This window comes from Bradyrhizobium sp. CSA207, assembly GCF_029051685.1.
Taxonomy (GTDB): domain Bacteria; phylum Pseudomonadota; class Alphaproteobacteria; order Rhizobiales; family Xanthobacteraceae; genus Bradyrhizobium.
Genome location: NZ_JAACFT010000044.1, coordinates 47809 through 62013 on the forward strand (window position 1 = coordinate 47809; position 14205 = coordinate 62013).

11 protein-coding genes are annotated in these 14205 nt (G+C 66.2%); 5 read left to right on the top strand and 6 right to left on the bottom strand.

All coding sequences use genetic code 11. The features are described 5' to 3' along the window. Positions 1-160: 160 nt before the first annotated feature. Positions 161-532, bottom strand: a complete 372-nt coding sequence (locus GWG65_RS35050; protein ID WP_275199984.1) for a hypothetical protein — start codon at positions 530-532, stop codon at positions 161-163. A gap of 316 nt (positions 533-848) precedes the next feature. On the opposite strand from GWG65_RS35050, the gene GWG65_RS35055 reads away from it, so the two are divergent. Then, the gene (locus tag GWG65_RS35055; protein ID WP_342760700.1) at positions 849-3203 is read left to right on the top strand and encodes a tetratricopeptide repeat protein; all 2355 of its coding nucleotides are present in this window, start codon (positions 849-851) and stop codon (positions 3201-3203) included. A gap of 150 nt (positions 3204-3353) precedes the next feature. On the opposite strand, the gene GWG65_RS35060 is transcribed toward GWG65_RS35055, so the two are convergent. From GWG65_RS35060 to GWG65_RS35080, 5 genes are read right to left on the bottom strand one after another with little or no spacing between them, the layout of a single operon-like run. Continuing rightward, the gene (locus tag GWG65_RS35060) at positions 3354-4124 is read right to left on the bottom strand and encodes a TSUP family transporter (protein WP_275199985.1); all 771 of its coding nucleotides are present in this window, start codon (positions 4122-4124) and stop codon (positions 3354-3356) included. Further along, positions 4121-5377 carry a CCA tRNA nucleotidyltransferase gene (locus tag GWG65_RS35065; RefSeq protein ID WP_275199986.1) on the bottom strand — a complete coding sequence of 419 codons (1257 nt, stop codon included), beginning with the start codon at positions 5375-5377 and terminating at the stop codon, positions 4121-4123. Before GWG65_RS35065 ends, GWG65_RS35060 begins: the two co-directional genes overlap by 4 nt. Before the next feature lie 10 nt (positions 5378-5387). Further along, the gene (locus GWG65_RS35070; RefSeq protein ID WP_275199987.1) at positions 5388-5651 is read right to left on the bottom strand and encodes a DUF6111 family protein; all 264 of its coding nucleotides are present in this window, start codon (positions 5649-5651) and stop codon (positions 5388-5390) included. Beyond that, a complete protein-coding gene (locus GWG65_RS35075; protein ID WP_275199988.1) occupies positions 5648-6319 on the bottom strand; it encodes a CoA pyrophosphatase in 672 nt (223 codons plus the stop codon). Before GWG65_RS35075 ends, GWG65_RS35070 begins: the two co-directional genes overlap by 4 nt. Continuing rightward, positions 6316-6927, bottom strand: coding sequence for a DUF1285 domain-containing protein (locus tag GWG65_RS35080; protein WP_275199989.1), 612 nt, complete (start codon positions 6925-6927; stop codon positions 6316-6318). The genes GWG65_RS35075 and GWG65_RS35080 overlap by 4 nt, the downstream gene beginning before the upstream one ends. Positions 6928-7211: 284 nt before the next feature. Between GWG65_RS35080 and GWG65_RS35085 the strand changes: the two genes are divergently transcribed. The 4 genes from GWG65_RS35085 to GWG65_RS35100 are packed head-to-tail and all read left to right on the top strand — an operon-like array spanning position 7212 to position 14035. Then, positions 7212-8210, top strand: coding sequence for a MoxR family ATPase (locus tag GWG65_RS35085; RefSeq protein ID WP_275199990.1), 999 nt, complete (start codon positions 7212-7214; stop codon positions 8208-8210). After that, the gene (locus tag GWG65_RS35090; protein ID WP_275199991.1) at positions 8210-9154 is read left to right on the top strand and encodes a DUF58 domain-containing protein; all 945 of its coding nucleotides are present in this window, start codon (positions 8210-8212) and stop codon (positions 9152-9154) included. Before GWG65_RS35085 ends, GWG65_RS35090 begins: the two co-directional genes overlap by 1 nt. Continuing rightward, a complete protein-coding gene (locus tag GWG65_RS35095) occupies positions 9151-11964 on the top strand; it encodes a DUF4159 domain-containing protein (RefSeq protein ID WP_275199992.1) in 2814 nt (937 codons plus the stop codon). Before GWG65_RS35090 ends, GWG65_RS35095 begins: the two co-directional genes overlap by 4 nt. Before the next feature lie 7 nt (positions 11965-11971). Then, positions 11972-14035, top strand: coding sequence for a hypothetical protein (locus tag GWG65_RS35100; RefSeq protein ID WP_275199993.1), 2064 nt, complete (start codon positions 11972-11974; stop codon positions 14033-14035). Positions 14036-14205: the final 170 nt, after the last annotated feature.

The following is a 14205-nucleotide window of genomic DNA, read 5'->3' on the forward strand; positions in this document are numbered from 1 at the left end:
AGCAGGCCGCAGACGATGTTCATGACGCAAGTCTCCCATTATGTGAGAGAAGGCTGACGCGCTTCAAAGATAAATCGACCTCTCCTCCGCTCTTAGGAGGGGACTTTCGGCGCTATTCGGTCAATTAGCAGGCAAATTCGAATAATAAGTCGGGGTCGTCTCACAGCTTGTTTCGGTTCTTGCTCGCTCCCTTCAATTTTGGAGCGTCCGGCGCCGATTTCGCCCAATCTGCCATTTGGATGCAGGTCAGCAGGTCGACATAGCTGTCACTACCGCCAGCCGTCGCCTCGCCCTCGCATTGGTTTCGAAGGGTGTCGGAATTCTGGAGCCACACAGTCTTGAGCTGTTGCAGCGCGGTATTTTCGTCGCGCATGCAATTGTCGTAGCTCTCCGGCAAAGCCAGACCCATTGCCTTATCGGTGGCTACGGTCGCCTTGCACAGCGCCTCGACATCGAAGTGAGGAACGCGGTCGCTGACGGAAATGGTCGGTTGGCCGACCATCATTGCCAACGATAGCAATGCTATCTTCATGGTAGAACTCCCCGGGTGAGATCTTACCGAAGCTGAAAGGCAACATTGGATCACCGTCCGTGTTCGGTGTTGATTTGGATCAAGGGCGCCTGACTTCCTCGGACGCGTTTTCGACGTGATCACAACCTGCGACGCCTGGCCATCTGGCGCCGCTGAACTGATGCCTCCCCTACGTTTGCATTTTTCCGACCCCAGCGCCGAGAGGTAACCGGTGGCACGCAAGCGACGGAAAGCCGGACATGCATCGCGCTCTGGCCGCGCGAGCCAACCAGCTCGAGACAAGTCGTTCGAGCGCCCGAGTCAGAAACCCTCCGGCTTGCTGCTGGGAGCCGTCGCAGTCGCGGCATTGTTTGCCGCAGTCATCGCGGCTGCCAGTATCCGCCTTCACTTTCGCGACAGCAGCGAACCCATCGCGCAAAATCTCTCGCCCGCGACCTTCGTCGGCAGCGAGACCTGTGCGGCGTGCCATCGCGCGGAAGCGAAATCATGGAGCACATCGCAGCACAAGGCCGCGATGCAGCGCGCGACCGGCAAAACGGTGCTTGGCAACTTCGGCGACGCGCGCTTCGATTACTATGGCGTGCATTCCCGCTTCTTCCGCAAGGACGGGAAGTTTCTGGTCGAGACCGACGGGCCCGATGGCAAGCTCGCCACGTTCGAGGTCAAGTACACGTTCGGCATCGACCCGCTGCAGCAATACCTCGTCGAATTCGCCGATGGCCGTATCCAGGCGCTATCGTTGGCCTGGGACAGCCGGCCGCAGGCCAACGGCGGCCAGCGCTGGACCCATCTCTATCCAAACGAGCAGATCAAGCACGATGATGTCCTGCACTGGACCAAGCTGAACCAGAATTGGAATTTCATGTGCGCGGAGTGCCATTCGACAGGCTTGCACAAGAACTACGATGCGAAAACAGACCGCTTTGCGACGACCTGGGCCGAAATCAGCGTAGGTTGCGAGGCTTGTCATGGACAGGGCTCACGGCACGTCGCCTGGGCACACCAGCAAGAGAGCTGGTGGCCGTTCGGCAAGGGCGAGGACCGGAGCCGCGGACTGCCAGTCCGCTTCGACGAGCGTCAGAACGTGGCTTGGCCGATCGATCCCAAGGGAGGAACTGCACGGCGTTCGCTCGCGCCGGCGACGCTTCGCAAGGAAGTGGAGACTTGCGGGCTGTGCCACGCGCGCCGGACTGGCTTCGACGAGAATTGGACGCCTGGCCGATGGCTGTCGCAGACCCATCAAGTCGAAGCACTCACAACCACGGCCTACCACGCCGACGGCCAGATTCGAGATGTGGAAGAGTCGTACAATTATGCGCCATTCAAACAAAGCAAGATGTTTCCCGCAGGCGTTTCCTGTAGCGACTGCCACGACCCGCACAGCACGAAACTGCGTGCCTCGGGAGAAGGGGTTTGCCTGCAATGTCATTCCGCCGAAAAATACGCCGTCGCCGATCATCACCGTCATGCCGACGCCAATCCAGCCCCGTCGTGCATCTCCTGCCACATGCAGACGCGCAGCTACATGGTCGTCGATGTCAGGCACGATCACTCCTTCAGGATCCCGCGGCCAGATCTTTCCGTGGCACTCGGCACCCCGAACGCATGCAATGGCTGCCATCGTGACAGGTCGCCGCAATGGGCGGCTGCTTCTATCGAACGATGGTTCGGTCCCAAGCGCGAAGGGTTTCAGACCTATGCGGCGGCATTCCACGCCGCCCAAAACGACGCGGCCGATGCCGCTGCGCTGCTTGCAGTCGTTGCAGCGGACAAGAGCGCACCGGGCGTAGCCCGCGTGAGCGCCCTGTCCGAACTTGCCTCCCGCGTCTCGCCGCAAAATATCGAGATAGCGCCGATCGCGCTCGCCGACCCTGATCCCATGGTGCGTATCGGCGCCCTCGACATGCTGGAAAACCTGCCGGTTGGCCAAGTCTGGCCATTGGCATCGCCGCTTCTCGCTGATCCGGTGCGCGGCGTCAGGATCAGGGCGGCATCGCTGCTCGCACCCATCTCGATGGCTGGCAGACCTATGGCGGATCGCGAGCGGTTCGAGGCGGCAGCCGAGGAGTTTGTGGCCGCCCAACGTCTGAACGCCGACCGTCCGGAGGCGCGTACGGCCCTGGCCAATTTCATGGCGCAGCGCCGACAGACCGTCGACGCCGAAAACGAGTACAAGGCTGCACTGCGGCTGAGCCCGCAATATACGCCGGCCGCGGTCAATCTAGCCGACCTCTATCGCCAGATTGGGCACGACGGCGAAGGAGAAGCCATCCTTCGCAACGCACTTGCCGTCGCTCCGCGCGACGCAGAACTATACCAAGCACTTGGGCTGGTATTGACCCGCCTCCGGCGGCCTGAGGAGGCTATCGCCGAATTCCGCAAGGCAACCGAGCTCGCGCCGGACGGTTCGCAATATGCATATGTCTACGCGGTCGCGCTGCATTCCGGGGGGCGGCGCGATGAAGCCATGATGGTGCTCAAGGCAGCCCTGGCGAAGCATCCCAGCAATCGAGAAATCTTCTCGGCGCTCATTTCGTTCAGTCGTCAGGCAGGCGATACCACCGCGGCGCTGGGTTTTGCCGAGCAACTGGCCGCCATCACGCCGGACGACCGTAACCTTGCGAAAGTCATTCAAGAACTTCGGCAACGAGCTAACCCTTCCGCCCGGTAATCGCTAAAATTAACAGGCCCTTGCGATCCTCAGCTGGAACCTCGGTTTTCAGGCCGACCTTTGGGCTCGGAAGCCGACGTTAGTGAGTACACGCCCTGGACGCGGTTCGATCCGCGGTCCTGGCGCGAATGCCTCGTGGGCCGGGGTCATCTAGGCGATGAGCTGCCTTGCTGACGCCGAGATCATCACCAGCCCGCCGGTGCTTACCGCGACATCGAGGATCGCGGTGTGGATGTGCACCGGCATCCGCTCGACGAACGCCTTGGCGAGGAACGCGCCGGGGATCGCGATTGCGCCGATCAGAAGCGCAAAGGCGAGCACCTGCGCGGTCACTGCGCCGGCGAGGCCGAACACTGAAATCTTGATGAGGCCGGTGCCGAGCGAGATCATCGCATCTGTCGCGATCACGGCGGCGCCTTCGAGGCCGGCGGCCATCAGCAGCGAGAGCAGGATCACGCCGGAGCCGGACGTGCCGCCGACCAGCACGCCGTAACCGACCGAGCCGGCCGCAAGGCCGGAGTCGCCGATCTTGACCTGGCGGCGCCGGAGCACGCGGCGCAGCGGCACGCTGAGGATCAGCATGGTGCCGATCACGAGCGCTGCGCCGGCATTGGTGAGGCGCGTATAGCCGTAGGCGCCGAGCGCCGTCGTCAGCGCCGCGCAGGCGAGCACGATCAGCGCGCGGCGGCGATCGGCATAGCGGAGATAGGCAGCCGCACGGCTCGAATTGGTGAAGATCGCGGAGATCGCAATGATCGGCACCACCGGTTCGGCACCGACGAGCGGCACCAGCACCAGCGGCATCAACGCGCCGGTGCCGTAGCCGGCCAGACCACCGATAACGGACGCAAACAACGCCATCAACGCGACCAGCAGAAGCTGCAGAAGCGAGATATCGGCGAAGCCAGAGACGATGTTCAATTTTTCTGATCGCGGCTGACGCGTGCCGCAGCTTGATCTGCGATGGAAGCGAGCGCCGCCTCCTCTAGGGGAAAATCGGCCGCAAGCCAAGCGTCCTCGGCAAGTGTCAACACATGTCCGAGCGCAGGTCCTTCCGCCATGCCGCGCGCGATGAAATCGGCCGCCTTCAGCGGAAATTTCGGCGCGCTCCAGCGCTGCGGCAGCTCCGCGAGCTCGCGCCAGCGCGAGGACGTGACGTCGCCGCCGCTCCTCGCCCAGGCCAGCAACACGCGATCGTGATAGCGCTCGACGCCCAGCCGGTACAACAGCCGGCGCGCATTGGCCTCGTCCTTGGTGGCAAAGCGCCACCAGCGATGCCCCATCGAATCCAGCGCCTTGGCTTCTGCGTTGGAGAGCCTCAAGCGCGCGGCGACGCGCTTTGCATCCTCGGTCACCGCCACCGTCAACGCGGCCAGGCGCCGGGTGACGCTCGCAGGCAGGCCGAGCGCGCGCTCGATCGCGATCATCGCCGACAGCGGCCCGGTATAGGCGACGCCGCCGATCAGCGCTTGCAGCAACCCGCCCTCGGCCATGGCCAGCGCGGCTGCGGATGCGCCGCCGGCGACCAGCAGTTTCAGCATCTCCATGCGCACGCGCTCGGCCGACAGGTTCGCAAGACCGGCGCGTCCGCGGATGCAGGCGAGATAGCCGTCGCGATCGGGCTCGCCGGCGCCGAAGGCGGCGTGGATGCGGAAGAAGCGCAGGATGCGCAAATAGTCCTCGGCAATGCGCTGGTCGGGATCGCCGATGAAGCGCACGCGGCGCGCGGCGGCATCCGCAATCCCGCCGACATAGTCGTAGACGACACCGGCCGCATCGACCGAGAGCCCGTTAATGGTGAAGTCGCGCCGCTCGGCATCCCTCGCCCAGTCGCGGCCGAAGGCGACCTTGGCCTTGCGGCCGAACGTCTCGGTGTCCTCGCGCAGCGTGGTGACTTCGTAGGGCTGTCCGTCGATGACGAGCGTGACGGTGCCGTGGTCGACGCCGGTCGGCACGCTCTTGATGCCGGCAGCCTTGGCGCGCCGCATCACTTGCTCCGGCAGCGCCGTGGTCGCGATGTCGATGTCGCCGTGCGCCAAACCCAGAAGTGCGTTGCGCACAGCGCCGCCGACCACGCGCGCCTCCTCGCCGTTGGCGTTGAGCAGCTGCAGGACGCGCGCCGTTCCGCCTGCGGTCAGCCAGGGCGCATCGGCAAGTAACGGCTCCGCGCTCATCGGTTGGCCCTTATCTTTCTCTGCCCGGCACCAGCTTGCCGTTCTCGATATGGGCGGGAATATAGGTCGAATCCGGCGCGGCGCCCGAGAAATGCGCCAGCCCGATCAGGCCCGCGATCACCAGAACCAGCGCTGCCAGGACAAGCCGTGCGACGATGGTGATCGGCCAGGACGATTGGACGAACAGTCCGGAACGGGTGGCGGCGAGAAACAATGCATAGACGACGAAGGGAATGAGGAAAATGCCGATCTCGGTCAGCACCGGCCGGATCATGACGAATAGATCCGCTCATAAAGCACACGCAGCATCCCGGCCGTCGCGCCCCAGATGTAGCGTTCCGCAAACGGCATCGCGTAGTAGGACCGCTCCATGCCGCGGAATTCCTTGCTGTGCACCTGGTGGTTCGCCGGGTCCATCAGGAAGGATAGCGGCACCTCGAACGCATCATCAACCTCGGAATGGTTGATCGTCAGCTCAAAGCCCGGCCGCACCCTGGCAACGGTCGGCAGGATGCGGAAGCCGAAGGCGGTGCCGTAGAGATCGAGATAGCCGAGCGGCTCGACGAAATCGCGCGACAGCCCGACCTCCTCCTCGGCCTCGCGCAGCGCCGCATCGACCGGGGACGCATCGGTGGCGTCGATCTTGCCGCCGGGAAAGGCGATCTGGCCGGCGTGGTCGTTCAGATGCGCCGAACGCTGGGTCAGGAGGATGGTCGGCTCGGGATGGTCGACCACCGCGATCAGGACCGCCGCCGGACGCACCGGCTGCTCGCGTGCGATGATCTCGAGCATCTTGTCGGTGCCGGGATCGCCCGAGGCCGGAACGATGTTCGGATCGTAGAGCCCGAGCGGAACGTCGAAGCCGAGGCGCGCCCTGGAGCGGGCGAAGAAATCGGCCGCGCCGAGCGCGGCGGGGTCGCTCTTCAGAATAGGCTTGTTCAAAGCGCGGCCCTCACCTGCTCCGCGTCGGCCATGGCGAAGAATTCGCCGGCCGACTCGACGCCGAACATCGGCTGGCCATCGACCATCCGCTCCTCGCCCATGTCAACCAGATCGTAATAGAGCGCGCGGGTGACCTTGGCCCAGAGATCGGCGCGCACGTGCAGATAGGGCGTCAACCCGCCGTCCTTCGCCTGCTCGAAGCGCAATCGGTGCGCGGCATCGCAGGTGACCCAGTCGTCGACATTGGTGCGGAAGCGGAGCACGCGATGATTGTCCTCGCCATCCTTCTGCATCTCCACCGCCATGAACGGCGCGTCGTCGACGCGGATGCCGACCTTCTCCACCGGCGTGACGAGAAAATGCTTGCCGCCTTCGCGCTTCAGGATCGTCGAGAACAGGCGAACCAGCGCCGGCCGGCCGATTGGCGTGCCCAGGTAGAACCATGTACCATCGACGGCGATTCGCATGTCGAGATCGCCGCAAAACGGCGGATTCCACAGATGCACCGGCGGCAGGCCCTTTTTGGCGCCTTCGGCACTGGCAGCAGTTTTTGCGGCGGCAGTCAGCCCCTCGAGACCACGATCGGCACTCTGCCCTTGGTTCGCCATGGTTTGCCCTGACTTTGTCATTTGGTCATTTGGCACGATTGGTGCAGGTCTGATTTGTAAGTCTACGTTGTACATCGGTGCGCGGTTCCACCCCCGGGTTATTGCGGTGTGGGCGGTCGCCACTTCGTGATGCCCTACATATCCTTAAGCCGATAAGGTGGGGATAGGTTAATTCAACGAATACATGGCCTTCCTGCAAGTCTAGCATAGGGCCCATGACCTGACGCGATGAGATGATTTGACGACGCGATCGAACCGCGTGGCGGACTTGAAGGAGCTGACGGATGGCGGAGAGTGTCGAGAAACTCGAGGATGGTATCGTCCGTTCGGCCGAGCAGGTATCCAGTCAAATTCGCGCTGCGAAGGAAGCGATCGCTTCCGTCATCTTCGGCCAGGATCGGGTGATCGAGAACACGCTGGTGACCATCCTCTCCGGCGGCCATGCGCTGCTGATCGGCGTGCCCGGCCTCGCCAAGACCAAGCTGGTCGAAACGCTCGGCGTCACGCTGGGCCTTGACGCCAAGCGCATCCAGTTCACGCCCGACCTGATGCCGTCGGACATTCTCGGCGCCGAAGTGCTCGACGAGAGCACCGCGGGCAAGCGCTCGTTCCGCTTCATCGCCGGCCCCGTGTTCGCGCAGCTGCTGATGGCCGACGAGATCAACCGCGCCAGCCCGCGTACGCAATCGGCGCTGCTCCAGGCCATGCAGGAGCAGCACATCACCGTTGCCGGCGCGCGCCACGATTTGCCCAAGCCCTTCCACGTGCTCGCGACGCAGAATCCGCTGGAGCAGGAAGGCACCTATCCGCTGCCAGAAGCGCAGCTCGACCGCTTCCTGATGGAGATCGACGTCGACTACCCCGATCGCGACGCCGAGCGCCGGATCCTATTCGAGACCACCGGCGCCGACGAGACGCTGGCGCGGGGATCGATGACCGCGGACGCGCTGATCACCGCGCAGCGGCTGGTCCGCCGCCTGCCGGTCGGCGATTCCGTGGTGGAGGCGATCCTGTCGCTGGTGCGCGCGGCCCGTCCGGGTCCGGACAGCGGCGAGACCGGCAAGTTCATCGCCTGGGGACCTGGTCCGCGTGCCAGCCAATCTCTCATGCTCGCGGTGCGCGCACGTGCGCTGATCGATGGACGGCTCGCCCCCTCGGTCGATGACGTGCTCGACCTCGCCGAGCCCGTGCTGAAGCACCGCATGGCGCTGACGTTCCAGGCGCGTGCAGAAGGCCGAACGATTCCGGAGGTGATCCGGCAGTTGAAGACACGGATCGGTTGATGGCAGCGGAGAACGGGCACACGGCGAAGGAGATCATCGCGATCCGACGTGCCGATGGGGAAAGCCGCACGCTCGCCGCTTCGCTGCCGCGCCTGGTGCTCGAGGCCCGCCGTATCGCCGCCAACGTCATCCACGGCCTGCACGGCCGGCGCCGCGCCGGCTCCGGCGAAAATTTCTGGCAATACCGCCGCTTCGTCTCCGGCGAGCCGTCGCAGAACGTCGACTGGCGCCGCTCGGCGCGCGACGATCATCTCTATGTCCGCGAGCTTGAATGGGAGGCCTCGCACACGGTCTGGATCTGGCCCGACCGTTCGCCTTCGATGGCGTTCGCCTCGAAACAGGCGCGCGAGTCCAAGCTCGAACGCACGTTGATCGTTGCCTTCGCGCTGGCGGAGCTGCTCGTCGCGGGCGGCGAGCGCGTCGGAATCCCCGGTCTGATGGCCCCGACCGCAAGCCGCAGCGTCATCGACAAGATGGCGCAGGCGATGCTGCATGACGATGCCGAGCGGCCGAGCCTGCCGCCGTCGTTCGTGCCCTCGGCGCTGGCCGAGACGATCGTGCTGTCGGATTTCTGGTCGCCGATCGAAGAGATCAGGACGACGCTCGCCGGCCTGTCCGGCTCCGGTGCGCATGGCACTTTGGTGCAGGTCGTCGATCCCGCCGAAGAATCATTTCCTTATTCCGGCCGCGTCGAATTCGTCGAGCCCGAAGGGTTCGGCGTGATCACCGCCGGCCGCGCCGAGAGCTGGGCGCAGGATTACACCGCGCGGCTCGCGCTGCACCGCGACCAGATCCGCGCCGAGACCAACAAGCTCGACTGGCTGTTCGCGACACATGCGACCGACCGCTCGGCGGCCGAACTGCTGCTGTTCCTGCATGCCGGCATGCAGGTGAGCAAGTCTGGCGCCCGCACCACGACGATCAAGGCGGGGCCAGCCGCATGATGGGACTGCCGCTCGCCTTCACCGAACCGCTGCTCCTGATCGGCCTCGTCAGCCTGCCCGTGCTGTGGTGGCTGCTGCGCGTGATGCCGCCGCGGCCGCGCCGCATCGAGTTTCCGCCGACGCGCCTGCTGTTCGACATCGCCCAGCGGGAAGAGACGCCGTCGCGGACGCCGTGGTGGCTGACCGCGCTGCGGCTCTTGGCTGCGGCCCTCGTCATTTTCGCCGCCGCCGGCCCGATCTGGAATCCGCAAGTCGGCGCAACCGGCAGCAAGGCGCCGCTGATGATCATGTTCGACGACGGCTGGAGCGCCGCATCGAACTGGGACATCCGGATCAGGGCCGCCGACGAGCTGATCGCCAATGCCGAAAACGACCGCCGCGCCATCGCGCTGGTGCCTTTGTCCGAGCCGAACCGCGACATCACGCTGATGCCGGCCGGCGCCGCCCGCGTGGCGCTGCGGCAGCTGGCGCCAAAGCCGTATTCGATCGAGCGCGTCGACACCCTCGCCGCGATCGATCGGTTCCTGAAGGCCACCGGCGACTGCGAGATCGCCTGGCTGTCGGACAGCGTCGACACCGGGCGCGGCGAAGACTTCGTGCAGGGCCTCGCCAAGACCATCGGAGATCGCAGCCTGACGGTGTTCGAAGGCGGCACCTCTTCCCCTCTGGCGCTCGTCGCGGCCGAGAATGCGGCGGCGAAAATGACGGTGAAGGTGCTGCGCACCGACAGCGGCATCACAGCCGGCACCGTGCGGGCGCTGGACCAGAAGGCCTCGCCGATCGGCGAAGCCCGCTACAGCTTCGGCCCGCAGGACAAGGAAACCGAAGCGGCGTTCGATCTGCCGGTCGAGCTGCGCAACGACATCACCCGGCTCGAGATCTCCGGCGAGCGTTCGGCCGGCGCGGTGCAACTGCTCGACAAGCGCTGGCGGCGGCGCGCCATCGGCATCGTCTCCGGTGCGACCAGCGAGACCGCGCAGCCGCTGCTGGCGCCGACCTTCTATCTCACCCGCGCGCTGGCGCCGTTCGCCGATGTGCGGCTGGCGGACAAAGGCTCGCCGCAGCAGGGCATCACGCAGTTCCTCGACCAGAAGCTGCCGATGATCATCCTCGCCGACGTCGGCACCGTCGCGCCCGAGCTGCGCGAGCGCCTCAACGCCTGGATCGACCAGGGCGGCGTGCTGGTGCGGTTCGCCGGTCCCCGGCTGGCGCAGGCCGAAGACGATCTCGTCCCGGTCAAGCTGCGCAAGGGCGGCCGCACGCTCGGCGGCAGCCTGACCTGGGAGAAGCCGCAGCATCTCGCCACCTTCGCCGCCGACGGGCCGTTTGCCGGCGTTGTCGTGCCGAAGGACGTCACCGTGAGCCGGCAGGTTCTGGCCGAGCCCGACGCCGTGCTCGCCACCAAGAGCTGGGCCTCGCTGGAAGACGGCACCCCGCTGGTGACCGGCGAGCATCGCGCCAAAGGCCTGGTCAGCCTGTTCCACGTCAGTGCCGACATGCGCTGGTCGGATCTGCCGATGTCGGGCACCTTTGTCGAAATGCTGCGGCGGATCGTCGACATGTCCGGCTACACCGCCAAGCCCGGCGCCGGGGTTGCCAGCGAGGCGAGCACCGAGACGGTGGCACCGCTGCACATTCTCGACGGCTTCGGCGCCTTCGGCCCGCCGCCTGCCACCGCAAAGCCGCTGCCCGCGGATTATCGCGACCGCGCCACGCCCGATCATCCGCCGGGCTTCTATGGTCCGGCAGAAGGACCGCTTGCCGTGAACACGCTCGCCGCCGCCGACCGCATCGCAGCACTCAACACCGCGAGCCTGCGCGCCCGGCACGCCACCTACACCAATGCCGAGCCACGCGATTTGCGCGGCTGGCTGCTGTCGACCGCGCTCGCGCTGTTCCTGATCGACGCCATCATCGTCGCGGTGCTGGGCGGCGGCCTCGCCGCGCTGCTGCGCCGCCGCGCCGCGCCGGCAATGATCGTGCTCGGGCTGCTGCTTGCCGGCCTGTTGTCGTGGTCGCCGACACCGGCGCGCGCGGACAGCGCCGCGGACGAGTTCGCGATGAAGTCTGTGTCGCAGACCCGCCTCGCCTATGTCGTCACCGGCAATGCCGACGTCGATTCCATCGTCAAGGCCGGCCTGTCCGGACTGACGCTGTTCCTGGCGCAGCGCACGGCACTCGAGGCCGGCGATCCCGTCGGCATCAATCCCGCGCGCGACGAACTCGCCTTCTTCCCGCTGATCTACTGGCCGATCGTGCCCGGCGCGCCGAAGCCGCCGCAGGACGCCATCAACAAGATCGACGCCTACATGAAGCAGGGCGGCACCGTGGTCTTCGACACCCGCGACGCGGTCGAGGCGCCGCCCGGCGACAACGGCGCCTCGCAGACGCCGGGGATGCGGACGCTGCGCGAGATCCTGTCCTCGCTCGACGTGCCCGAGCTCGAGCCGGTGCCGCGCGAGCATGTGCTGACCAAGACCTTCTATCTCTTGCGCGACTTCCCCGGCCGCTTCAATTCCGGCCAGACCTGGGTCGAAACGCTGCCGCGCGAGGACGACGACGACAGCGCGCAACGGCCGGCGCGCGGCGGCGACGGCGTCTCGCCGATCATCATCACCTCGAACGATCTCGCCGGTGCCTGGGCGATCCGGCCCGACGGCCAGCCGATGCTGCCGCTCTCGCCGGGCGAGCCGCGCCAGCGCGAATTCGCCTACCGCGCCGGCGTCAACATCGTGATGTACACCCTGACAGGCAATTACAAGGCCGACCAGGTGCACGCACCGGCGCTGATCGAGCGGCTGGGACAATAGGATCGCCATGAATTACGGCATCGCATTCACGCCGCTTGTTCCCGCGCTGGTCCTGTGGATCGCGCTCGCGGCGATCGTCGTCATCGCGCTCGTGCTGACGCTTGCGCGCGCGCGCGGCGCAGCCGTGCGCGTGGCCGCGCTGGCGCTGTTCCTGCTGGCGCTCGCCAATCCCTCCTTCACGCGCGAAGACCGCGATCCGCTCACCTCGATTGCTGCCGTCGTCGTCGACAAGAGCCCGAGCCAGAATTTCGGCAACCGCACCCGCGAGGCCGCAGCTGCGCAGGAGGCGCTGGTCGACGGCCTGAAGAAGATCAAGGGGCTCGAGGTCCGCGTCGTCGATGCCGGACAGGCCGATGGCGAAACCGACGGCACAAGATTGTTCGGTGCCCTCGCCTCCGCATTGGCGGACGTGCCGGTCGACCGCGTCGCCGGCGCATTCCTGATCACCGACGGCCGCGTCCACGATATCCCGGCGAGCGCCGCCGCGCTCGGCTTCCAGGCGCCGGTGCACGCGTTGATCACCGGGCAGAAGGACGAGCGCGACCGCCGCATCGCGATCACGGCGGCGCCGCGCTTCGGCATCGTCGGCCAGAACCAGACCATCACTTACCGCCTCGACGACCAGGGCGTCTCTGGCGAGCGCGCCAAGGTCACGGTCCGCAGGGACGGCGAGGTCATCAACGAGCGCACGCTCTCGAGCGGCCAGAGCGCGAGTGTCGACGTCGACATCAAGCATGCCGGGCCGAACATCGTCGAGATCGAGGCCTCGCCGCTGGAGCGCGAGCTGACGCCGGTGAACAACCGCGCCGTCGTCGCCATCGACGGCGTGCGCGACAAGCTGCGCGTGCTGCTGGTCTCGGGCGAGCCGCATTCCGGCGAGCGCACCTGGCGCAACCTGCTCAAGTCCGACGCCAGCGTCGACCTCGTGCACTTCACCATTCTGCGTCCGCCGGAGAAGCAGGACGGCACGCCGATCAACGAATTGTCGCTGATCGCGTTTCCGACCCGCGAGCTGTTCCAGCAGAAGATCAACGAATTCCAGCTGATCATCTTCGATCGCTACGCCCGCCAGGGCGTGCTGCCGATCGCCTATTTCGACAACATCGCGCGCTATGTGCGCGGCGGCGGCGCAGTGCTGGTCTCGGCCGGGCCCGACTACGCCTCCAATACCAGCATCTGGCGCACACCGCTGGATTCGGTGCTGCCGGCCGAGCCGGTCGGCGTCACCGAGAAGCCGTTCTATGCGCATCTGTCCGACGTCGGCAAACGCCATCCCGTGACGCGCGGGCTGGAAGGCTCGGCGAGCGAGCCGCCGCGCTGGAGCCGCTTCTTCCGCACCGTCGATACCCGCAACTCGGTCAATCCGCCGGTGATGACGGGCGTGGACGGCAAGCCGCTGCTGTTCCTGTCGCGCTTCGGCGAAGGCCGTGTCGCGCTGCTGCTGTCTGACCACATCTGGCTGTGGGCGCGCGGCTTTGAAGGCGGCGGCCCGCATCTCGATCTGCTGCGGCGGATGTCGCACTGGCTGATGAAGCAGCCTGATCTGGACGAGGAGGCGCTGCGCCTCCAGGTGCAGGGCAAGGAACTGGTGGTGGTGCGCCAGACCATGTCGGACAGCGTCCAGCCGGTGAGCGTGACCTCGCCGTCCGGCGTGTCGCGCGACCTCACGCTCAGCGCCGGCGACCCCGGCGAGTGGCGCGCCAGCCTGCCTGCGAACGAGCTCGGACTGTGGCAGGCCACCGACGGCACGCTGAAGGCGCTGATCAATGTCGGCCCGACCAATCCGAAGGAGTTCTCGGAAGTCACCTCCACCACCGAGACCTTGAGGCCGCTGACGCAGGCAACCGGCGGCAACGCCGTGCGTGTGGTCGACGGCGCCAGCGTCGAGCTGCCTCGCGTGGTGCCCGTGCGCTCAGCCAGCGCCTTCCATGGCGACGGCTGGATGGGGGTCAGGATGCGCGACGCCAGCGTGGTGAAGGGCGTTGGGGTGCTGCCGATCTTCGCCGGCCTGATCGGGCTGCTGCTGCTGCTCGGCGCGTTCGCCGCGACCTGGGTCCGCGAAGGGCGTTGATCGCCTAAGGCGTGATGGGATGAGACTCGCCTAGCGCCGCGACGGCGGTGCGTTCCCTCCCCCTTGTGGGGGAGGGCTAGGGAGAGGGGCGGCCCAGGAAAAGGTGCAGGTTGTTAGCGATGCATCGGGTGTGGGGATGCAACGGAAGGAGTCCCCGTGTGGCACCCCCC

What these genes read in the sequence shown, in the direction of transcription:
- GWG65_RS35085 (WP_275199990.1), top strand. Translation starts at nt 7,212, where the DNA reads ATGGCGGAGAGTGTCGAGAAACTCGAGGATGGTATCGTCCGTTCGGCC.
- GWG65_RS35050 (WP_275199984.1), bottom strand. Translation starts at nt 532, where the DNA reads ATGAAGATAGCATTGCTATCGTTGGCAATGATGGTCGGCCAACCGACC.
- GWG65_RS35070 (WP_275199987.1), bottom strand. Translation starts at nt 5,651, where the DNA reads ATGATCCGGCCGGTGCTGACCGAGATCGGCATTTTCCTCATTCCCTTC.
- GWG65_RS35095 (WP_275199992.1), top strand. Translation starts at nt 9,151, where the DNA reads ATGATGGGACTGCCGCTCGCCTTCACCGAACCGCTGCTCCTGATCGGC.
- GWG65_RS35090 (WP_275199991.1), top strand. Translation starts at nt 8,210, where the DNA reads ATGGCAGCGGAGAACGGGCACACGGCGAAGGAGATCATCGCGATCCGA.
- GWG65_RS35080 (WP_275199989.1), bottom strand. Translation starts at nt 6,927, where the DNA reads ATGGCGAACCAAGGGCAGAGTGCCGATCGTGGTCTCGAGGGGCTGACT.
- GWG65_RS35065 (WP_275199986.1), bottom strand. Translation starts at nt 5,377, where the DNA reads ATGAGCGCGGAGCCGTTACTTGCCGATGCGCCCTGGCTGACCGCAGGC.
- GWG65_RS35100 (WP_275199993.1), top strand. Translation starts at nt 11,972, where the DNA reads ATGAATTACGGCATCGCATTCACGCCGCTTGTTCCCGCGCTGGTCCTG.